Below are 20,309 nucleotides of genomic sequence, written 5' to 3'. Positions count from 1 at the left end.
TAAATGATAAATAGAGTGTCAAAAGCCCGCTGCGAATTGTTTTCGCAGCGGGCTTTTTGTCTTAATAATTGACTTATTCCACTTTTTCAATCGTAGTGGTTCCCCAATTCATGATGTTGCTGAGATGGACATAACCATCGTACAAATTCAAGAATATCGAGAAGGCACAGACGATATAGATCAATACATAAAAATTATTGGCCTTTTTGTTACGCCATAAGACAAAGCCATCTAAAATCAAACCTAATGGAAAGAGAAATGAGCCGATTCCAGCTAACAGTAGCAAGAGCAGACTTTCATCTTTTTCCGTTGCCATCGTTCTTTGGAGTAACGACAATTTTTCTTTTTTGTCGTTGATTTCTTGATTGTTGGTTTCGATCCGCTCTTTTAAGGCTTCGTTCTCACGTAAAAGCTCATCGATCGAGACTTGGTAGAGATCGCTCAACAAAATCAAATTCTCAATATCTGGATAGCCGCGCCCATTTTCCCATTTTGAAATCGACTGGCGTGAAATCTGTAATTTTTCTGCGACAGCTGTTTGCGACAATCCGGAAGACTCGCGACAGCTTTTTAATTGTTCTGCTAAAGCCAATGTATGCTCCTATCTGCTATTTAACAACTAGCTTCCCATTTGAGATCGTGGTTACGACACTCCCATTGGTAGTGATTATACCTGCTTTTTGCTTAAACGTACAGGTGGCTTTGGTGGACGTGTGAGTTAATGAACTAGAAGTGATACTTCCTCTGTGAGCAACTAAACTTAAATTCGAAGTGCCTGTAAATTGATTGCGGCTATTGACCGTTACATTATAACTAGCAGTCCAATTACCTGTGGATGTTTTTGACACACGATACGTTCCCGCTGCCAGATTTGCTCGGAATGACGGCAGTTTTTCAATGGTCAAAATCACCTCGTTGCCTTCTTCATCTACCGTAACCAGCTGCTCATAGGGACTATCTGATGCTAAGTCATAAACGAGTTCAGGTTCTTCCACTGTCTGGGCGGCAGCTGGGAGAGCAAAGAGGAAACAAAGAAAAATAAACGGCACAAAAAATAATTTTTTCACAAACACCACTCCTTGTACTTTTAATAATTCAAGTATACAAGGTTTATTTAGTTAAAGAAAGTACAAGCTAGTTTACAGGGGTAACGGCTGGTTCACAACTGTTGCTAGATCAGCATTTCATAGACTTATTTTTTAGGATGTCGAGAAATTTTAAACGTAATGGTTCATTCAAAAGGTCTTCGTTTTTTAGGTTTCTGACAATGAAACGTTGCTTTTTAAAAGAAACGTTAAAGAAGCGGTTGCTTTAGTTTTAACCAAACCTAGCTGTAAAAGGAAACAAAAAAGCGAAAGAGAAGGTAACGTTTCGCGCCGTTAAAACGACAAACGTAAGACCTCCTTCCGCTTTTTTGCGGCCAATTTTATTCTCCTAAATCAATATCCTTTTGATGGTCACCATCTTTTTTATAAACGTTCACCACGGATTCTTTGTTTTCGGCAATTTCTTTGGCACGGGCGATGGCCTCTGCTTTCTTATCGAAATGATCACTGGCACGTTTTGCTCCTTTGGAACGGACTTGCCATTTGTCGTCTTCATACACAACTTCTACATCCGCATCCATTAATTTTTCCGCATTCTTATTGGTTTGATGGGTATCGTCTTTTTGCGGATTTTTTTCTTTCTGAAAAGCTTTCTTCTCCTCTTCATCTGCATTGTCATACCATTTTTCTGCTTGACTCGTGGCGATCGGGATCGCCCGATCATCGGAATAGCCATCGGCTAGCAGGGCATTGGCGATATCGATCGCTTTTTTACGAACTAAGGGGTCTAGATTCTTCATTGACGCAGGATAATCACGGACATTCCAAGGCATTGTTTGTTTCCTCCTTTTTCTTGATCCAAGGTCATTTTCTTAGGGGTTCCCTTTTACAGGTACTACCAGTTACTACTTATTAGTTTACCCCCTTCTATAAAAAAGGGAAATCATTTGATTTCTGGTCAAAAATGGGGGCACTTTCTTTTTTCATTTTCTAATAAACGAGGATTTATTTTTGTTAACAAAGCGTTATATTTCCCAAAAAAAAATGAATGGTTTAGAATTTTATTATAGAGAAAAGGAGGACGTAAGAATGAGTGAACCTATTTTGACTGATCCACGGGAACTTTATCACACGGGTAAATACAGCAAACAGGAACAAGATACGCCTGCTTTACAAGAAGAAATGCGACCAAAACCTGATTGTGGTGAAGAATCTTATGAGGGAAGTCAGCAGTTAGAAAACCGGCGGGTACTGATCACCGGTGGGGATTCTGGGATCGGACGAGCAGCAGCGATTGCCTTCGCCCGTGAAGGAGCAGACATTGCCCTACACTTTTTCCCAGGAGAAGAAGAAGATGCCGAAGAAGTTGCAGGGTACATCAAAGAAGCTGGGCGCAAAGTGATCTTGCTACCCTATGACCTGCGAGACGAAGCGGCACCACAAGAGATCGTTGACAAAGCGGTGGCAGCATTAGGTGGGTTAGATACATTAGTATTGAACGCGGCACAGCAAATCACGCGGCCATCGATTGCAGAATTACCGATTGAACAAGTGAAAGACACCTTTATGGTAAACATTATCTCAATGTTTGCATTAGTCAAAGCTGCTGAGCCGCACTTACCGGCTGGGGGAGCGATCGTGACAACGACTTCTGTCCAAGCCTTTAGTCCAAGTGCCCATTTAATGGATTATGCGGCAACCAAATCGGCGATCGCTAGTTTTACAGTCAGCTTGGCGAAACAATTTGCTGAAAAAGGAATTCGCGTCAATGGGGTAGCCCCAGGACCGATCTGGACACCATTACAGTTAGATCATGGCCAACCGCAAGACCAGCTGCCTGAATTTGGTCAGCAAGCGTTACTTGAGCGGGCAGGACAACCAGCTGAGCTGGCACCTGTCTATGTCTTTTTAGCTTCCAATAAAGCTAGCTATGTGACAGCACAGATTTATGGTGTTACCGGCGGAGAAGCCATCAACTTGTAAGCTTATCAAAAATTGGAGAAAAAGGAGGAGGTGTCCTATGAGTAAAGGGTGGAAAATCGTATCAATTATCGTTTCGTTGATCTTTATCACTGTCTTATTACCAATCGTATTAATGAGTAATCCTTATATGCAGCTGCCATTTGGTTTGGACAGCAGAGGCAATGTCGTCACGTATTTCTTTGACAACTTGTTTATGCGTCAATATATGTTTTGGGTAGCTGTTGTCTTGATCGCCTTATTCTTGATCGTGATCTTAGTCGTGCTTCTTTATCCAAAAACCAAAACGACCTTTGTTTTGAAAGAGGATAAGGGCGCATTGACGATCGATAAGAAAGCAATCGAAGGACTTGTACGTACGAAAGTAAATGAAAAAGAATTTGTTGAAGGACCAAAAGTTCATGTCAAGGCGACCAAAAATCGAATTTTGATTAAAATCAAAGGACGCTTGAAACGGACGTCTGCCTTAGTCGGCAAAACCGAAAACTTAATGGCGGAAATCCAACAAGATGTCCAACGAGTGCTTGGTTCAAGTGAGAAAGTCAAAGTCGAAGTCAACTACGCGAATTTTGAACAAAATGAGACTCCGGAAAACCCGCGAGTAGAATAGGAGGGCTATGATGAACGAACTACAACAATACAAAATCCCATTGATTTTTGGAGCAATCGGCCTTGTTCTGGCTGTGTTGTTTGTAACGATCGGTTTTTTCAAAACATTGCTGATTCTACTCCTAACAGGTTTGGGTTTTGCGTTAGGATTGTATCTCCAACGTACCGGTATCATCGACGAATTTTTTAACCAACAATAACGCATTTTAATAGGAGGAATTTTTAATGAATAACGATAAAAACGAATTAAACAATGATAAAAAAGTCAGCGCACATCCAGATCCAGTGGTTCCTAACACCAATCATCAAGCAAATGAAAATGCGATTCCGATGACTGAAGCACCAGATCCAGTGGTACCAAATGCTGAAAAAGCAGTAGCAGGACAACAAAACGGACCAAAACCAGGGGATCATCCAGCACCAGGAAATCCAAATCCAGCAGGACATCATCCAGCACCGCCAAAACCTGGCCACAACGATTTTGAAGGACCAACTGGCGATGCACCCGTTCATGGTTCATTGACCTATGATGACAAAGTGATCCAAAAAATCATCGGGATCGCATTAGAACACGTGGATGGTCTGTTGACGGTCGATGGTGGTTTCTTCTCTAACATTGCGGAAAAATTAGTCAATACAGACAATGTGACTGCGGGTATCAATACCGAAGTAGGGAAAAAACAAGTAGCCGTTGATTTAGATATCGTGGTTGAATACGACCGCAACATCCCAGAAATCGCTGACCAAGTCAAAGAAGTCATCCAAAAAGAAGTAACGACAATGACCCAATTAGAAGTTATCGAAGTCAACATCAATGTTGTAGATGTAAAAACGATCGCTGAATACGAAGAGGAACAAGAAACGGTTCAAGACAAAGTATCGTCAGCTGCATCTAAAACCGGCGACTTTGCTTCACGTCAAACCAACAAAGCCAAACATGCGGCTTCCCGCGCGTCTGATCGTATCGAAGAATACAACGAGCCTCGGGTGAAATAAAAAAGTTTCATATGAAACAAAAACAAGCATTGATCCTGTGATCAATGCTTGTTTCTTTGAGAAAAAAGCTGACCAGGAGGGTTGGCAGCCTCGCTGGTCAAGGAAAAATGAAAAAAGTTTTTTGGATTGAAATGAGTATAATTCCCATGCCTTAAACCAACCTTAAAGCCCCAGTTAAAAAATGGTAAATTCTCCTAGAAAGCAATGTCTGGCTATTGCATCACATTGCTTTTTGCGTTAAAGTAGGAACTAGTCTGTGAAACATTTTTCTGTTTCACAAAATAGAAAGGATTCGTTATGCTACCTGAAGAATTTCATGAAGAATTACGCAAAAACGGGATCGTTTTAACCGAAGAACAAATGGAAAAATTCGCTGTCTATTTCGAGCGTTTAGTTGAATGGAATCAGAAGATGAATCTAACTGCAATCACGGAAAAATCAGAAGTGTATTTGAAGCATTTCTACGATTCTGTTTCCTTAGCTTTTGAAACCGCCTTTGACCCGCAAAGTCATTTGTGTGATGTCGGTTCAGGTGCTGGCTTTCCAAGTATTCCACTAAAAATCGTGTTTCCTGAATTAGAAGTGACGATCGTCGACTCTTTAAATAAGCGCATCACCTTTTTACAAACCCTTGTGACGGATCTACAATTGGAAAATGTCCACTTGTACCATGACCGCGCAGAAACATTTGGTCAAAACCCGCAATTTCGTGGGCAATTCGATTATGTGACTGCTCGTGCGGTTGCCCGTTTGAATGTGTTAACGGAACTCTGTGTGCCATTGGTGAAAAAAGCAGGCTATTTTTATGCGCTCAAAGCTGCCAAAAGCGAGGAAGAACTGGTTGAAGCCAAACCAGCCATCTCACTCTTAGGCGGCAAATTTATTGAAGAAAAAAGCTTTACCTTACCGGTCAGCGGCGATGAACGCCATCTTTTGATCATTCAAAAGAAAAAAGAAACGCCAAAGAAATACCCCCGCAAACCGGGAATGCCAGCGAAACAACCAATCAAATAGGAGGAAAATCAATGGCCCGTATTATTTCTGTTGCAAACCAAAAAGGCGGCGTAGGCAAAACCACCACAACGGTGAACCTAGGTGCGTCCTTAGCATTTGTCGGCAAAAAAGTGTTACTCGTAGATATTGATGCCCAAGGCAACGCCACAAGCGGTGTCGGCATTCGCAAACCAGATGTGGAACAAGACATCTATGATGTATTAGTCAATGAAACACCGATCGTTGAAGCGATTTTACCTAGCAGTCGGGAAAACTTGGATATCGTTCCAGCGACGATCCAATTAGCTGGTGCGGAAATTGAATTGACCTCCATGATGGCGCGGGAATCTCGATTGAAATCGGCTTTGAATGAAATCAAAGAACAATACGATTATATCTTTATCGATTGCCCACCATCTTTAGGTCATTTGACGATCAATGCCTTTACCGCCAGTGATTCGATTTTGATCCCAGTCCAATGTGAGTACTATGCATTAGAAGGGCTGAGCCAACTATTGAATACCGTGCGTTTAGTACAAAAACATTTTAACCCTGAGTTAGAGATCGAAGGGGTCTTACTGACGATGTATGATGCCCGCACGAACTTAGGCGCGGAAGTCGTGGAAGAAGTCCGCCGCTATTTCCAAGAAAAAGTATATGAAACCATTATTCCGCGGAATATCCGGTTGTCTGAAGCACCTAGTCATGGATTGTCGATCATTGATTATGATCCACGCTCAAAAGGAGCCGAAGTCTATCAGACGTTAGCAAAGGAAGTGTTAGCCCGTGAAGAATAAAGGGAAAGGATTAGGGCGTGGGATCGATGCGTTGTTTCAAGACCTGCAAGGGTTAGAAGAAGTCGATATCAAGACAGAAAAAGTCGTTGAACTGCCTTTAAACGAATTAAGACCCAACCCTTATCAACCGCGAAAAACCTTTGATGAGCTTTCATTACAAGAACTAGCCAATTCGATCCAGCATTCGGGGGTCTTTCAACCGATCATCGTGCGGCAATCATCCGTCAAAGGCTATGAGATCATTGCTGGTGAACGCCGGTTTCGAGCGTCCAAACTAGCTGGCAAGGAAACGATCCCAGCCATCATCCGCAATTTTGATGAAGAATCGATGATGCAAGTCGCCGTTTTAGAAAACTTGCAGCGGGAAGATTTGAATCCTTTAGAAGAAGCAGAAGCTTATGACATGCTGATGAAAAATTTGAAATTGACCCAAGCACAAGTCGCTGAACGCTTAGGGAAAAGCCGCCCGTATATCGCCAATTATTTGCGGTTACTGTCCTTGCCGAAACTCGTCAAAGAAATGGTTCAAGATGACCGTTTGTCTATGGGACAAGCCCGGACATTATTAGGGTTGAAAAACAAAGAACAGATCTTAAAATTAGCCAATCGTTGTGTCAAAGAAAATCTGACAGTCCGCCAATTAGAACAAATGGTCGCTGAGATGAACGACACGAAAAACGAAAAGAAAAAAGTTCCGCGTCTGATTCGGGAAAAACCGTACTATTTACGAGAAAGCGAAGAACGGTTGATGGATAAATTCGGCACAAATGTCGAGATCCGCGAAAAAGAAGGCAAAGGAAAAATCGAGATCGAATACCTGTCACAAAAAGATTTAACCCGTATTTTAGATTTATTGAACATTCAATTTGATGAAGCTTGAGGTGATAAAGATGTATGATCTTGGGGATATTGTCGAAATGAAAAAACCGCATGCCTGCAAAGCCAATCGTTGGGAAATCATCCGCATGGGGGCAGACATCAAAATAAAGTGTACGAATTGCGGCCACATCGTCATGATGACGCGCCGAGAATTTGATAAAAAGATGAAGAAAATCCTAGAAAAAAAAGAGAAAGAGTGAAGTGAAGCATGGCGTTAACTGCCGGAATCGTTGGATTGCCAAATGTGGGCAAATCTACTTTATTTAATGCAATAACCAAAGCAGGAGCAGAAGCCGCAAACTATCCGTTTGCGACGATCGATCCGAATGTAGGAATGGTGGAAGTGCCAGATTGGCGCTTACAGCGTTTAACAGAATTAGTCCGTCCGAAAAAGACAGTCCCAACCACCTTTGAATTTACGGATATTGCTGGAATCGTCCGCGGTGCCAGCAAAGGGGAAGGATTAGGCAACCAATTTTTGAGCCATATCCGCCAAGTGGATGCGATCTGTCATGTCGTTCGTTGTTTCGACGACGACAACATCACCCACGTGGAAGGCCGCGTGGACCCATTAGCTGATATCGATACCATCAACTTGGAGTTGGTTTTAGCAGATTTAGAATCCGTCAACAAGCGCTATACTCGGGTCGCAAAAATTGCTAAAACCAAAGACAAAGATGCGGTGGCGGAATTGGCCGTTCTTGATAAAATCAAACCGGTCCTAGAAGAAGGGATCTCAGCTCGTTCGATCGAATTTACAGATGAAGAACAGCGCATCGTCAAAAGTTTGTTTTTACTAACGACCAAACCAGTTTTATACGTTGCCAACGTAGCAGAAGAAGACGTGGCAGACTATGAAACCAATGACTATGTCAACAAAGTGAAGGAATTTGCAGCGAGCGAAAATGCGGAAGTGATCGTCATCAGTGCTCGTGCCGAAGAAGAGATCGCTGAGCTGGAAGAAGAAGACAAAGCAGAGTTTTTAGAAGCATTAGGAATTGAAGAATCAGGGTTGGATCAATTGATTCGTGCTGCCTATGATTTACTTGGTCTAGCAACGTACTTTACCGCTGGTGAACAAGAAGTGCGTGCGTGGACGTTCCGTAAAGGCATCAAAGCACCGCAAGCAGCGGGGATCATCCATACGGACTTTGAGCGCGGCTTTATTCGTGCGGAAACTGTTTCCTTTGAAGATCTGAACCAATACGGCACGATGCAAGCGGCCAAAGAAGCCGGTCGGGTACGTTTGGAAGGAAAAGATTATGTCGTGCAAGATGGCGACGTGATGTTGTTCCGTTTTAACGTATAAAGGGCTTTCTTCCCAGTGAATTTGTGGTAAAATGTCCATTGTGAAGAAAACGCAGAAGGGAGAATCAATTCATGGAACCAGAAACTCTGCGAAATTATGTTTCCGAAAATCGTGAATTAGAACAACAATTAACAAAACGAAACCAACAATATATATTTGATTTAAAAAAATCGCTAGAGGCAGCCAACCTTTCTGAAGAAGAAAAAACGATTGCCTTGCATGAGATGCTGCCGGTCTTAGTCAAAGAACAAAAAGGCGGCAAAACAGCCCGCCAATTATTTGGTACAGTGTCTGAACGCACCGAAGCCATCATCAACAAACCCGTTGAGCAAAAAGAATCCGGACCCTTCTTGATGTGGTTGGATAGCACCTTGCTGATTTTAGGGATTTTTGGCTTGATGTTAGGGGTTATGGGAATCTTTACTAGAGGACAAGCACAACCTTATGGCTTATTGACCCTCTTCTTGATGGCGATGCTTGCTGGTTGGGTCTTCTACTTGATGTACAAATACATGTATCAATATGAACGCCCAGGTGCCGATAAGAGCAAACGGCCGAAGATGTGGAAGATCATTTTGATTTTAGTCGCAGCCTTCATGCTATGGATCGTTGTGATCTCGCTTTCTGCGATGATCCAACCACCATTGAATCCACAAGTGGATCCTGTGATCGAAGCCTTGATCGGGGCAGTGGCATTAGCCGCGAAGTACTACTTGAAACGCAAATACAATATCATCAGCAGTATGTCTGTTCCTAGAGGCTGATGACTACACGTTGATCGTGCGCCTTCTTTTGTTAAAAAAGACCGCACGATCAGCGTGTTTTTTTGGCTCTTCGACATTTAGTGTTGGTAGAGAAAGATACAACTGAAAATTTAGTCATAACCAGTTAGGCAGATTGCTTAACTGGTTTTTGTTTTACTTGGAAGATTAAGCCTTGAATGAGATAAATTCTTGCTCGAAAGTTGTGGAAATTTCGATAGCCGTAGGCTACTCGTTTTATCACTTTTATCTTGTTGTTTCTTCCTTCTAATGCCCCATTACTATACCTGGTTTTTAAAGCATATTGAATCCCTAATTTGTATTTATTTAAAAACGTCAGCTTCTTACAAAACCATTGTGGGAGGCGTTGATCTAAGCTGTTGATCGTATCGAAAAAGCTTTGGCTGTCCTTGTGTTTAAAGTGATAGAGGAGGAGCTGACAAGTCTCGTAAGCCCTTGTTAATTGTTCGTCATAACTCAAAAGTTCATCGACGATCGCTTTTTGCGTCATTGGTCTACGAAAGGATCGATCATATTGATAATTGGAACTATCCAGATCATAAGCATGCTTAAGGAGCAATTTCCAGAATCGCTTCAATCGTCGATACTTTGTCGGTTCCGTTTTTTGAAAGCTGTTCATTGTTTTAATTCGCAACTGGTTTAACGCACGAGTGATTTGTTGGACAATGTGAAAGCGATCGGTCACGATTTTTGCGTTTGGGAAGACCGCCTTTACAAGTTCAAAATAAGGGGCATTCATATCCATCACGACGTATTTCACGTTCGCTCGTGCTTTTCGGGTGAATTTAAGGAAATATGGTTTTAAGAATGCAAGGCGACGATTCTCCAATACGCCGATCAATTGTTGGGTCTGCCCATTCATAAAGACAAAACTCATTTTTCCGCTGCAGGACTTCATTGATTTGAACTCATCAAAACAAAGGACCGAAGGTAACGTATCAAAACGAGGATGATACGTTTTTAAACAGGTGTGTAGGACACGCAGAACGGTTACGTCAGAGACAAAATAGCGATCGGCAATTTCTTTTCTTGTTGTATTCTTGGCCAGCTCCAAGGCGATTTGAACCTTTAATTCTTTTGAAAGATAGCAGTTTTCATCCACCAAGTTTGTCTGAGCATTGAATGTCGACTGACATTCTTTACAGTAAAAGCGCGTACGTACCAAGCGTAATTCTGTTTTGGTGTCTCGATAAGGCAAAAGTTGAACTTTTGTTTTGTGTGAGCCATTCTTGATGATTTGTCCTTCATTTTTGATGCCACATTTACGGCAATGGCTTGGTATATAGCTAAGTTTGGCATGGATAAGATTGATGCGAAACCCCTCTTCTTCTACTGTCTCTAACCATTCTTCTTCGAAGAATAAATTTTCATCTGTTAAACCTAACAATTTTCTAGTACAATGATCCATGGAGATATCCTTTCTTGGTTTGGTTTTGTTTTAGACGACTAAATTCTACCAGTTAGGCTATCTCTTTTTCTATCTTTTTTTACAAAAAAAGTGTCAATAGAAAATCCGTAGATTTTCCACCAACACTAAATATTGTAGAACCGTTTTTTTAGAAAAAATGGCGAATTATGAGATTTAACCAAAGGTTTGAAGAGGATTATTAAGAAAGCTTTCCGAATGGTTGACTTATGAAAAAATCTTTGCTATTTTTTTTAAAATACCTAAAAACTTTAAGGAGTGGTTACAAAAATGTCCAACTGGGAAACCAAATTTGTAAAAAAAGGGTTAACGTTTGATGATGTCTTATTGATTCCGGCAGAAAGTCACGTCTTGCCAAATGACGTGGATATGAAAGTGCAGCTTGCCCCGAATATTACACTAAATATTCCAATCATAAGTGCCAGTATGGATACCGTAACTGATAGTAAAATGGCGATCTCAATGGCGCGTCAAGGAGGACTTGGCGTAATTCACAAAAACATGAGTATCGCAGCGCAAGCAGATGAAGTGCGCAAAGTAAAACGTTCTGAAAGCGGCGTGATCATCGATCCGTTTTTCTTAACACCAAGCCACTTAGTTGCTGATGCAGAACATTTGATGAGCAAGTACCGCATCAGCGGGGTACCGATCGTAGAAACGATGGAAAACCGCAAATTAGTCGGTATCATCACGAACCGCGACATGCGTTTTGTCACGGATTATACGATGCCGATCAATGATGTGATGACCAAAGACCAATTGATCACAGCACCTGTCGGTACGTCGTTGAAAGACGCTGAAAAAATCTTACAACAACACAAGATCGAAAAATTACCGATCGTTGATGAAGCAGGGATCTTAAGCGGTTTGATCACTATCAAAGATATTGAAAAAGTGATCGAATTCCCGAATGCAGCCAAAGACACGCATGGACGCCTATTAGTGGCAGCGGCAGTCGGCGTTACCAGCGATACCTTTGAGCGCGCACAAGCATTATTGGATGCAGGCGTGGACGCGATTGTTATTGATACTGCCCACGGACACAGTGCGGGTGTTTTACGCAAAATCTCTGAAATTCGTGCGCATTTCCCAGAAGCGACATTGATTGCGGGAAATGTTGCCACTGCAGAAGGCACGAAAGCATTGTATGATGCTGGTGTCGATGTCGTAAAAGTCGGGATCGGTCCAGGTTCGATCTGTACTACTCGGGTGGTAGCCGGTGTCGGAGTTCCTCAATTGACCGCGATCTATGATGCAGCCTCTGTGGCACGTCAATACGGCAAAGCAATCATTGCCGATGGTGGGATCAAATACTCTGGGGATATCGTCAAAGCTTTAGCAGCTGGCGGACATGCCGTAATGCTAGGTAGCATGTTGGCAGGAACCGATGAATCACCAGGTGAATTTGAAATCTATCAAGGCCGACGCTTCAAAACCTACCGGGGAATGGGTTCATTGGGGGCAATGGAAAAAGGCTCCAGCGACCGTTACTTCCAAGGTGGCGTAAACGAAGCCAACAAATTGGTTCCAGAAGGCATCGAAGGGCGTGTCGCTTATAAAGGCAGCGTTTCTGATATCATCTTCCAAATGATCGGAGGCTTGAAATCAGGGATGGGTTATGTCGGTGCTGGCAATCTACAGCAATTACGTGATGAAGCACAATTCATCCAAATGAGCGGCAACGGACTAAAAGAATCACATCCCCACGATGTTCAAATCACGAAAGAAGCACCAAACTACTCTGTAAAATCATAAAATGTTTCACGTGAAAACCAACGCCCCCTCTGTTCAAAAGTGGACAGAGGGGATTATTTGTTCAAAAAAGAACGTCACTCTCAGCTATCTAGGCAAGAGTGGCGTTCTTTTCTTTAAAATCGCTGCTTGATGATCAGCAAATCGCTTTAGCAGCAGCTTATTCGTTTGATTTCAACGCATCGATCATGTTGACATGAGTCAGTTTTACATGGGTGACGTACATCACGATGATCGTAAAGAGAATCGTCATGCCGCCGGCTAAAGCATAAGCCGGCCAATTGATCACTAATGGAAAGACCATGTTTTCCATCGAAGCTTGGATCAAAATAAAGTCAGTCAAGAAGTAACCTACCACGTAACCTGCGAGAATCCCAAATAACGTAAAAACGATATTTTCCCGTACGATGTACATGGTGACTTCTTTATTGTAAAACCCTAATACTTTAATAGTAGAAAGCTCGCGAATCCGCTCGGAAACATTGATGTTGGTCAAGTTATACAAGACGACAAAGGCTAATGCCCCTGATAGTACAACTAAGATCAAGACAATGGAGTTCAAGTTGCCCATCGAATCATCCTGCATTTTGATCTGAGTAGAAAGGAACGTCGTGTTTTTGACTTTGTCGGTATCTAACAAGGCTGTTGATAAAGCTTCCTCTTGTTTTTTCGTCATCGTCTTGCTTTTGACTAAGAACGCATTCGGTTCAAAAGTACTGTCGGTGATTTCTTCGTAAAGAGTCGGTGACAGATAAAGGGAATTGCCTAAATAGTTTTCTGCGATGCCGCTGATAGGTACTTCAAAAGCTTCTTGATCGCTAGTATAGAAGGTCAATGTATCCCCAACCTGCAGATCATACAATTCTGCGTATTTCATAGTCAGCACGGCACCTTCTGTTAATGGCAGCTTCTGACCTGCCGTTGTTTTCAAATGGACATAGTCGGTAAACGCTTCTTGATCTGCCGGAACCATCAAGGTCAAACTTTGTTTTCCTTGGTCAGCTGGTCGAATCTCGATCGTTTCATTGTAGACTAGCATCGAATGGGTCACAAGAGGATCGTCTGTTAAAACCGTTTCAGCGGCAGCAACGGTTTCTTCCTTCGCATCATTTAAGGTCACGACGGCTTGATAATCCGTAATGGGCCCAAATTGTTTCGCAGTCACAGCACTTAAGGAATCTTTCAACCCAACGCCTGCCACCATCAGTCCCGTACAGCCGGCGATGCCAATGATTGCCATGATCATTCGCGATTTGTAGCGGAAGATGTTACGGAAGCTGACTTTTTGATTGAAGCTTAAACGTGACCATAAGGGCGTAATGGCCTCTAATAAAATCCGTTTCCCAGGTTTTGGCGCCCGAACTTGCAGTAGCTGGGCAGGTTTTTCCCGCAATTCTTTGATCAAAACAAAGAGGCAAGCACCGAGCGTCGCCAGTAAAAAGGCGATCGCGGCCAAAATAATTGGCGACCAGACATAATAGACGCGAATCCCGTCTAAAAGATACCGTTCGCTGGATAGAAAATAAATCAAACGCGGCAACAGTTCCGTCCCTAATACGGCACCACTGATAATGCCAATGGCCGAAGACAGGAGGGCATAAATCAAATATTTAAGGGAGATCTCGACTTTGCCATAGCCCATCGCTTTTAAGGTCCCGATCTCTTTGCGGTTTTCTTCTACCATCCGCGTCAGTGTCGTAAAGGTGATCAACGCAGCGATAAAGAAGAAGAAGACAGGGAACACATTGGCGATCGCTGCGATACGATCAGACAGCCCACCATATTCTTGGAAACCGGGGTTATCTTTGCGTTGGTTGTAAAGATACGTGGGTTCTGCCAAGTCTTCGATCTCTGCACGTTTTTCTGCCAGTGTTTGTTGGGCATCGGTTAGTTCTTGTTGCTGTTCATCTAATTGGGTTTGCTGCCGAGTCAACTCTTCTTCCCCAGTGGTCAATTGGCCTTCGAGGGCTGCTTGTTGTACGGGCGGCAGCTGTGCCAAGGCGGCTTGCTGTTGTTCTAGTTCCGCTTTGGCCTGATCCAGTTGGGCTTGTCCATCAGCTAACTGTTTTTGTCCATCGCGGACTTCTTTTTCTGCAGGCGCTAATTCATCAAAAGCATCTTGCTGAATTTCTGCTAAGCGTTCTTTAGGGCGATCCGCAAACAGTTCCTCAATCGTTTCTTGATGGGCTGCCATCTTGTCGGTGTAAGCATCGGAGTATGTTTCAAGGCCAGCGACATCATCAAAGGCGAGATAAAGGATCGTTTTGACCTCCATCTTGAACTGTTCTTCCGGCACATAAGCAAAATACGTCACGACACCGCTGCCGACATTCGCATAGCCACGTTCGGCAGCACTGATATAAATGGGAGAGGTGGCGAACCCAACGACCGTATAGTCTTTGTCCGACAGATTATCGGCATCATCGATCGTAAAAGTATCCCCTATTTGCCAGCCATAATTTTTTGCTTCGGTGTCCAGCACGATTTCATCGGCTTTTTCTGGCAGTCGGCCGTCCTTCACCAGTAGCTGGTTGAGTTCCTGTGAGGGATCATAAGAGGTCACTTGCACGACTTCATCTGAATTGGCAGCGTAATAAAATTGATAGGCGGCTTCTGTGTGAGCACCGCTTTTTTCCGCCGCATCAATGTCGTCCTCCGTCAATCCCAGCGTGGAAGTGACTTGCAGATCTGCTAAATGCTGACCGTTGACATATTCACTCGCGGAATGGTTCAGGATCGGGCCGGTCGCTTTGACACCGACAAAGAGAAACGTTCCTAAAAAAATGATCAAGGTGATTGCGATAAAGCGGCCTTTTGATTGGCGAATCTCTCGCAAACTTGCTTTAAGATAGGTCTTATTTTTCATCAGATCCTCCTACCAAACGATTTCATCGATCGAGATTGGATGAGGATTCTCTTCAATGGAACGGACAGTGGCATCGTTGATATGGATCACCCGATCGGCGATCGGGGCAATGGCGCTGTTATGGGTAATGATCAGCACCGTATTGCCGTTTTTCCGACTGGCGTTTTGCAAAAGCTTCAACACTTGTTTGCCTGTTTCAAAATCCAAGGCACCAGTCGGTTCATCGCATAATAGTAATTTCGGGTTTTTGGCTAACGCCCGAGCGATCGATACCCGCTGCTGTTCCCCACCAGAGAGCTGCGAAGGAAAGTTGTTTTTACGGTTTTCTAACCCGACTTGTGCTAAGACTTCATCAGGATCGAGTGCATTCGGTGAGACTTCTGTTGCCAATTCAATGTTTTCTTTCGCTGTCAGGTTCGGCACCAAATTATAAAACTGGAAGACGAACCCGACGTCTTTGCGGCGGTATTCCGTCAGCTGTTTGTCGTTAAACTTCGCGATATCGACATTGTCGATAATGATTTGTCCTTCATCTGGCGAATCCATCCCGCCTAAAATATTCAAAACGGTCGATTTTCCTGCACCACTGGGTCCAAGGATCACCACTAATTCGCCTTCTTCAATGGCAAAGGAAAGATCGTTGTTGGCAGTGATGGTGGTTTCGCCCATCTGATAGCGTTTATATTCATTCTTTACTTCAACATAACTCATTAATAAAGCCTCCATTTTTTAAACACGTGTTGATTTAATCACATGGTGTTAGTATACTAAGAAAGAAAAGTAAGAGCAATCCTCAATGCTTACGTATTTGTCATTAAATAGACAAATATTGATCAAATGTACAGAGAAAAGGGGAAATGATATGGTGGGGACTGTGGGGAATCGTCGAACGATCTACTCGAAAAAAGTGATCCGACGCGCCTTTCAGGAGTTATTGTTGGAAAAAGAGTACCGCAAAATCACGATCAAAGAGATTGCGGAACGAGCCGATATCAACCGAGGAACATTTTATAAATATTATAAGGATACGGCCGCTTTGTTGGAGGAAATCGAAGGGGAGCTTGTTGAGCAGATCGCATCGAACTTGCAGCAGGAAAATTTGTCATTGGATCTTTGGTTGGAAAAGCTGTTGACGATTTTGTATGAGAATCCTAGTACGACCCATTTGATTTTGTTGAACAACAGCCATTTGCTGAATCTTTTATTGTCAGAGATCAAACCGGAGACCTTGAAACGGTTTGCCCAATACTTTCAAGATGCTTCCGAGGAAGAATTGGAACTGTGTCTTAGCTTTTTTGTCTGCGGGTCTATCGGGTTGATCGAACGCTGGCTCAAAGATTTCTCAACGATGTCGCCAAAAGCTGTCGCTGAACTGTTGATCCAAATTTTTGTGACTAATGTATATGAGGATAAGAAGGGCTAAAAAAAGAGGGAACGATCCAACAACCAAAAAGGAACGCAGCAAGAGACAATTTGCTGCATTCCTTTTTTTATTTAGTCAACGAGGCGCTCGTCGTTCATCCCAAAGAATTGATGCAATGGTTTTTGCCGTGCTTCTAATAATTGATCGACAGTCACGAATTCGTAGCCTTCGTTTTTGAGCATTTTAATGACTCCCGGTACGGCTTTCACAGATTTCGGGTGAATATCATGGATCAAGATCATGGCACCATTAAAGACATTTTGTTGCACCAAGGCATTGATCTTCTTCGGATCCTTCAATTTCCAGTCTTGAGAATCGATGTCCCATTGAATGATCGGCATGCCAATGGTTTGTGCGCTTTGTTTGTCGATAGCGCCATAAGGGGGCCGTAAATTTCTAGGTAGTAAACCCGTCGCATTATAAATGGCTTTGTTGGTTTTTGTGACTTCTGCCTGCAAATCTTCCGCTGAAAGAGTATTCAGCTGCGGATGAGAGTAAGAATGACTGGCGATCTCGTGTCCAGCTTCTTGGACTTTTTTAGCAGCTTGCGGATATTGCTCTACCATTTGTCCCAGCATAAAGAAGGTCGCTTTGACGTCATTTTCTTGTAAGATGTTCAACAGATCCATGGTGGATGTACTGTTGGGTCCATCATCAAAGGTCAATGCCACGTATTTTTTATTGGGGTCTAAACTTGGCAAGGCATTGTTGAGTTGGTCAGCAGCCACGAGATCAGGATCAATGAATGGGGCGATCTCGCTGTAAGACAGGGTGATTTCCGTCGCTCCCGTCTGATTTTTTGGCAATTCGATGGTCAGCTTCTCTGGATCATAAGTAAATTTCGAATCGAAGGTGATCCGCTCCATGGCCAAGACGGCGTCGATGATTTTGGCGGGGTCTTTGGCTTGATCCAGCAGTTTTTGCTGAATGACTTGTTGAATACCTAATAAGCTGCCTTCATCAGGAACCAGTTCTTTCAAAGACAATTCGGTTTGCGTCTTCTCTGATATGAAGATCGGTGCATCCGTTAGGCTGTCCGCATCTTCAAAACGTCCGGTTTCTCGATTCCACACATAGCTGTCGGCTTTCAATGAATAAGTAGACACCTTTGAAGCCGCTGCTTGTGCTTGGATGCGGGCAACGGTGACGACTTCTTTTTTCGTTTGTTTTTTACGCAAGTGATCAGCGGCTTGTGTCAACCGTTCTTTGATATCTTTGATGGGAAACGTATCAAGGTCTTGCGGGCGGTAGATCAATTCTTTGGTTGCGCCTTTGGAGAGCACTTCAGGCGTTGTTTTTAACCCATTTTGGCTTTGTTCTGCTTGGATTGATGCCAGTAATTTCTCCGCAGCCGCCTCATATTTTTCTTGGGCGGCGACTTCTTGTTGGTGTAACGTGTAAAGGACTGAGCCAGCCGTTGCGATCAGAACGATCAATAATAAGGCAAATAAGGAAAAAATTGCTTTTCGATACGGCTTCTTTCTCGAGGGTGGTCCTTTCGGTCTTTCTTCAGCGGATGCTGTTCGTTTTTGATTATTGTTTGGTTTCTTGTGCAAGTCACTCCGACGGGCATAGGTCTTTCCTTCGGGCATTGGTGAAGCTCCCTTCATTCCATCCTAAATTATGCCCACGTTACCATAAGTCACAGGTACTTTCAACGATCATGCCCGGTTTCTGATAGAGACTTAAAAAGATGAAGGGATTTTTCTAATTATTCATTTAAAAATTACAGCCTTGTTGCGTTGTTTCTCTTGCAAGAAGCGATCAAAGGCGTTAGGGGGTCTTTTGCAACCACTATCTATTAGGTGAACTAGAAAACCCCTTCGTAACAGATCACGTGGAGTGACTGTTACGAAGGGGGTGCAATTAAGGGTGCTAAGGCTTAGGCTTTTTCGATTTTTGTCAGTCCGCCCATGTAAGGAACCAGAACTTCTGGTACCGTTACACTGCCGTCTTCGTTTTGATAATTTTCAAGCACTGCGGCTACCGTCCGACCGACAGCCAGACCAGAGCCATTTAGTGTATGCATGTAGTGAATCTTGCCCTCTTGATCGCGGTAACGGATCATGGCACGGCGTGCTTGGAAGTCTTCACAGTTTGAGCAAGAGCTGATCTCACGGTACATTTCCTGAGCAGGGATCCATACTTCTAAATCATAGGTCTTTGCTGCAGAAAAGCCCATATCTCCTGTACACAAGCTAAGCACTCGGTAAGGCAAGTTGAGTTTTTGCAAAATATCTTCGGCATTAGCCGTCATCTTTTCTAATTCTTCATAAGAATGGTCAGCATCACTGAATTTCACCATTTCAACTTTATTGAATTGGTGCAGACGAATCAAGCCGCGGGTATCACGACCAGCGCTGCCAGCTTCTGAACGAAATGATGGGCTCAAGGCAGTGAAGTAGGCAGGGAGCTGTTCTTGTTCTAAGATCTCCCCTTGATAGTAATTGGTCAAAGGTACTTCAGCAGTCGGAATCAAAGTCAAATCCGTGTCTGCCAATTGGAAAACATCTTCTTTGAACTTTGGAAATTGTCCCGTGCCAAACATTGCTTGGCTATTGACGATATAAGGGGTGATCATCTCGGTATAGCCATGCTCATAGACATGCTGATCCAACATGAAGTTGTATAAGGCACGTTCCAAACGAGCACCTAAGCCTTTGTAGTAAACAAAGCGGCTGCCAGAAACTTTGGCGCCCCGCTCAAAGTCGAGGATCCCCAACTCTTCAGCGATCTCCCAATGCGGTTTTGGTTCAAAGGCAAAGGCTTTTGGTTCTGCCCAGCGGCGGACTTCTACATTGTCGTCTTCATCTTTGCCCACCGGAACAGAATCATTCGGCAAGTTCGGTAACGTCGTGGCGATCTCTTTGATGTCTTCATCAATTTGAGCGATCTCTTCATCCAATTGCTTGATTTGGCTGCCGACTTCTTTCATTTGGGCAATTTTATCAGCCGCGTCTTCTTTTGCCCGTTTCAAGGCAGCGATCTCACCAGAAACATCGTTGCGCAATTTCTTGCGTTCTTCCGTTTGGACTAAGAGTTCTCTGCGACGTTCGTCAAGCGTTAAAAAGCGGTCCAATACTTCTTTTTGCACGCCTCGTGTTGCGAGTTTGCTTTGTACTTCAGCAAAATTTTGGCGAATCATTTTTACATCTAACATAGTGATACATCCTCCTTTGATTTTTCCATAGAAAAAAGGCCATTCCGATCCCGTGTTGCTTGGGACGAAATGACCATTCGCGGTGCCACCCAAGTTCAGCTTGCGCTGCCCTTGCTGCTCGTATCGTGAGCCAACGATTTTTCTTTCGAAAAATACACGTTAAAGAACTGGATTCTATTTTTTCCAACACTGATTTTCACCAACCATCAGCTCTCTTTACTAGATGAAAAAAATATACTAGGTTCTGTGCCTTGATTATTTTCTTTAGCATACCCAAAAAATGTTGGGGCG

20 protein-coding genes and 1 other annotated feature are annotated in these 20,309 nt (G+C 43.3%); of the genes, 12 read left to right on the top strand and 8 right to left on the bottom strand.

Annotated features, from left to right (window positions below; all coding sequences use genetic code 11):
- Nucleotides 1–73 precede the first annotated feature (73 nt).
- The 3 genes from IGK14_RS16495 to IGK14_RS16485 form a co-directional block, all read right to left on the bottom strand.
- On the bottom strand, nt 74–592 hold the full coding sequence (locus IGK14_RS16495) for a helix-turn-helix domain-containing protein (RefSeq protein ID WP_005232932.1): 519 nt from the start codon (nt 590–592) through the stop codon (nt 74–76).
- Between the two features lie 16 nt (nt 593–608).
- Nucleotides 609–1,076, bottom strand: coding sequence for a DUF5626 family protein (locus tag IGK14_RS16490; RefSeq protein WP_034695231.1), 468 nt, complete (start codon nt 1,074–1,076; stop codon nt 609–611).
- Nucleotides 1,077–1,426: 350 nt separating this feature from the next.
- A complete protein-coding gene (locus IGK14_RS16485) occupies nt 1,427–1,879 on the bottom strand; it encodes a DUF2188 domain-containing protein (RefSeq protein WP_010748464.1) in 453 nt (150 codons plus the stop codon).
- Nucleotides 1,880–2,135: 256 nt separating this feature from the next.
- Here IGK14_RS16485 and IGK14_RS16480 point away from each other — a divergent pair, with 256 nt between their 5' ends.
- The 10 genes from IGK14_RS16480 (at nt 2,136) to IGK14_RS16435 (ending at nt 9,373) form a co-directional block, all read left to right on the top strand.
- Nucleotides 2,136–3,029 (top strand): SDR family oxidoreductase, encoded by an 894-nt coding sequence (locus IGK14_RS16480; RefSeq protein ID WP_005226260.1) that lies wholly within the window; start codon nt 2,136–2,138, stop codon nt 3,027–3,029.
- Nucleotides 3,030–3,066: 37 nt separating this feature from the next.
- On the top strand, nt 3,067–3,636 hold the full coding sequence (gene amaP, locus IGK14_RS16475) for an alkaline shock response membrane anchor protein AmaP (RefSeq protein ID WP_010748462.1): 570 nt from the start codon (nt 3,067–3,069) through the stop codon (nt 3,634–3,636).
- Between the two features lie 7 nt (nt 3,637–3,643).
- Complete coding sequence (locus IGK14_RS16470) at nt 3,644–3,835, top strand: DUF2273 domain-containing protein (protein WP_005226258.1); 192 nt, start codon at nt 3,644–3,646, stop codon at nt 3,833–3,835.
- A gap of 25 nt (nt 3,836–3,860) precedes the next feature.
- The gene (locus IGK14_RS16465; protein WP_010748461.1) at nt 3,861–4,631 is read left to right on the top strand and encodes an Asp23/Gls24 family envelope stress response protein; all 771 of its coding nucleotides are present in this window, start codon (nt 3,861–3,863) and stop codon (nt 4,629–4,631) included.
- A gap of 297 nt (nt 4,632–4,928) precedes the next feature.
- Nucleotides 4,929–5,645 carry a 16S rRNA (guanine(527)-N(7))-methyltransferase RsmG gene (gene rsmG / locus IGK14_RS16460; protein WP_005226256.1) on the top strand — a complete coding sequence of 239 codons (717 nt, stop codon included), beginning with the start codon at nt 4,929–4,931 and terminating at the stop codon, nt 5,643–5,645.
- 11 nt (nt 5,646–5,656) lie between these two features.
- A complete protein-coding gene (locus tag IGK14_RS16455) occupies nt 5,657–6,421 on the top strand; it encodes a ParA family protein (RefSeq protein WP_005226255.1) in 765 nt (254 codons plus the stop codon).
- Nucleotides 6,411–7,301 carry a ParB/RepB/Spo0J family partition protein gene (locus tag IGK14_RS16450; RefSeq protein WP_438712642.1) on the top strand — a complete coding sequence of 297 codons (891 nt, stop codon included), beginning with the start codon at nt 6,411–6,413 and terminating at the stop codon, nt 7,299–7,301. The genes IGK14_RS16455 and IGK14_RS16450 overlap by 11 nt, the downstream gene beginning before the upstream one ends.
- 10 nt (nt 7,302–7,311) lie before the next feature.
- A complete protein-coding gene (locus tag IGK14_RS16445) occupies nt 7,312–7,500 on the top strand; it encodes a DUF951 domain-containing protein (protein WP_005226253.1) in 189 nt (62 codons plus the stop codon).
- A gap of 8 nt (nt 7,501–7,508) precedes the next feature.
- Entirely contained in the window at nt 7,509–8,609 is a 1,101-nt protein-coding gene (gene ychF / locus IGK14_RS16440; RefSeq protein ID WP_005226252.1) for a redox-regulated ATPase YchF, read from the top strand.
- A 71-nt stretch (nt 8,610–8,680) separates the two neighbouring features.
- Nucleotides 8,681–9,373 carry a DUF1129 domain-containing protein gene (locus IGK14_RS16435; protein ID WP_010748460.1) on the top strand — a complete coding sequence of 231 codons (693 nt, stop codon included), beginning with the start codon at nt 8,681–8,683 and terminating at the stop codon, nt 9,371–9,373.
- 124 nt (nt 9,374–9,497) lie between these two features.
- On the opposite strand, the gene IGK14_RS16430 is transcribed toward IGK14_RS16435, so the two are convergent.
- Nucleotides 9,498–10,799 (bottom strand): ISL3 family transposase, encoded by a 1,302-nt coding sequence (locus IGK14_RS16430; RefSeq protein WP_016249826.1) that lies wholly within the window; start codon nt 10,797–10,799, stop codon nt 9,498–9,500.
- A gap of 288 nt (nt 10,800–11,087) precedes the next feature.
- Between IGK14_RS16430 and guaB the strand changes: the two genes are divergently transcribed.
- Complete coding sequence (guaB, locus tag IGK14_RS16425; RefSeq protein ID WP_005226250.1) at nt 11,088–12,572, top strand: IMP dehydrogenase; 1,485 nt, start codon at nt 11,088–11,090, stop codon at nt 12,570–12,572.
- A gap of 157 nt (nt 12,573–12,729) precedes the next feature.
- Here the strand turns inward: guaB and IGK14_RS16420 are convergent, their stop codons facing one another.
- Together IGK14_RS16420 and IGK14_RS16415 are read right to left on the bottom strand one after the other, a co-directional pair.
- Nucleotides 12,730–15,435 carry an ABC transporter permease gene (locus IGK14_RS16420; protein WP_010748458.1) on the bottom strand — a complete coding sequence of 902 codons (2,706 nt, stop codon included), beginning with the start codon at nt 15,433–15,435 and terminating at the stop codon, nt 12,730–12,732.
- A 9-nt stretch (nt 15,436–15,444) separates the two neighbouring features.
- On the bottom strand, nt 15,445–16,146 hold the full coding sequence (locus tag IGK14_RS16415) for an ABC transporter ATP-binding protein (protein ID WP_010748457.1): 702 nt from the start codon (nt 16,144–16,146) through the stop codon (nt 15,445–15,447).
- Nucleotides 16,147–16,231: 85 nt separating this feature from the next.
- On the opposite strand from IGK14_RS16415, the gene IGK14_RS16410 reads away from it, so the two are divergent.
- On the top strand, nt 16,232–16,858 hold the full coding sequence (locus tag IGK14_RS16410; RefSeq protein ID WP_010748456.1) for a TetR/AcrR family transcriptional regulator: 627 nt from the start codon (nt 16,232–16,234) through the stop codon (nt 16,856–16,858).
- Between the two features lie 71 nt (nt 16,859–16,929).
- On the opposite strand, the gene IGK14_RS16405 is transcribed toward IGK14_RS16410, so the two are convergent.
- Together IGK14_RS16405 and serS are read right to left on the bottom strand one after the other, a co-directional pair.
- A complete protein-coding gene (locus IGK14_RS16405; protein WP_438712637.1) occupies nt 16,930–18,450 on the bottom strand; it encodes a polysaccharide deacetylase family protein in 1,521 nt (506 codons plus the stop codon).
- 290 nt (nt 18,451–18,740) lie between these two features.
- Complete coding sequence (gene serS, locus IGK14_RS16400) at nt 18,741–20,018, bottom strand: serine--tRNA ligase (RefSeq protein WP_010748454.1); 1,278 nt, start codon at nt 20,016–20,018, stop codon at nt 18,741–18,743.
- Nucleotides 20,019–20,075: 57 nt separating this feature from the next.
- Nucleotides 20,076–20,274, bottom strand: a binding site (T-box leader).
- Nucleotides 20,275–20,309 lie beyond the last annotated feature (35 nt).

It is taken from the genome of Enterococcus sp. DIV0970a (assembly GCF_051711265.1).
Taxonomy (GTDB): Bacteria; Bacillota; Bacilli; order Lactobacillales; family Enterococcaceae; genus Enterococcus_D; species Enterococcus_D casseliflavus.
Note: the sequence above shows the minus strand (reverse complement) of the source record. Positions and strands in the feature narration are given on the sequence as shown.

What these genes read in the sequence shown, in the direction of transcription:
- IGK14_RS16485 (WP_010748464.1), bottom strand. Translation starts at nt 1,879, where the DNA reads ATGCCTTGGAATGTCCGTGATTATCCTGCGTCAATGAAGAATCTAGAC.
- IGK14_RS16480 (WP_005226260.1), top strand. Translation starts at nt 2,136, where the DNA reads ATGAGTGAACCTATTTTGACTGATCCACGGGAACTTTATCACACGGGT.
- amaP (WP_010748462.1), top strand. Translation starts at nt 3,067, where the DNA reads ATGAGTAAAGGGTGGAAAATCGTATCAATTATCGTTTCGTTGATCTTT.
- IGK14_RS16470 (WP_005226258.1), top strand. Translation starts at nt 3,644, where the DNA reads ATGATGAACGAACTACAACAATACAAAATCCCATTGATTTTTGGAGCA.
- IGK14_RS16465 (WP_010748461.1), top strand. Translation starts at nt 3,861, where the DNA reads ATGAATAACGATAAAAACGAATTAAACAATGATAAAAAAGTCAGCGCA.
- rsmG (WP_005226256.1), top strand. Translation starts at nt 4,929, where the DNA reads ATGCTACCTGAAGAATTTCATGAAGAATTACGCAAAAACGGGATCGTT.
- IGK14_RS16455 (WP_005226255.1), top strand. Translation starts at nt 5,657, where the DNA reads ATGGCCCGTATTATTTCTGTTGCAAACCAAAAAGGCGGCGTAGGCAAA.
- IGK14_RS16445 (WP_005226253.1), top strand. Translation starts at nt 7,312, where the DNA reads ATGTATGATCTTGGGGATATTGTCGAAATGAAAAAACCGCATGCCTGC.
- ychF (WP_005226252.1), top strand. Translation starts at nt 7,509, where the DNA reads ATGGCGTTAACTGCCGGAATCGTTGGATTGCCAAATGTGGGCAAATCT.
- IGK14_RS16435 (WP_010748460.1), top strand. Translation starts at nt 8,681, where the DNA reads ATGGAACCAGAAACTCTGCGAAATTATGTTTCCGAAAATCGTGAATTA.
- IGK14_RS16430 (WP_016249826.1), bottom strand. Translation starts at nt 10,799, where the DNA reads ATGGATCATTGTACTAGAAAATTGTTAGGTTTAACAGATGAAAATTTA.
- guaB (WP_005226250.1), top strand. Translation starts at nt 11,088, where the DNA reads ATGTCCAACTGGGAAACCAAATTTGTAAAAAAAGGGTTAACGTTTGAT.
- IGK14_RS16420 (WP_010748458.1), bottom strand. Translation starts at nt 15,435, where the DNA reads ATGAAAAATAAGACCTATCTTAAAGCAAGTTTGCGAGAGATTCGCCAA.
- IGK14_RS16415 (WP_010748457.1), bottom strand. Translation starts at nt 16,146, where the DNA reads ATGAGTTATGTTGAAGTAAAGAATGAATATAAACGCTATCAGATGGGC.
- IGK14_RS16410 (WP_010748456.1), top strand. Translation starts at nt 16,232, where the DNA reads ATGCTTACGTATTTGTCATTAAATAGACAAATATTGATCAAATGTACA.
- IGK14_RS16405 (WP_438712637.1), bottom strand. Translation starts at nt 18,450, where the DNA reads ATGCCCGAAGGAAAGACCTATGCCCGTCGGAGTGACTTGCACAAGAAA.
- serS (WP_010748454.1), bottom strand. Translation starts at nt 20,018, where the DNA reads ATGTTAGATGTAAAAATGATTCGCCAAAATTTTGCTGAAGTACAAAGC.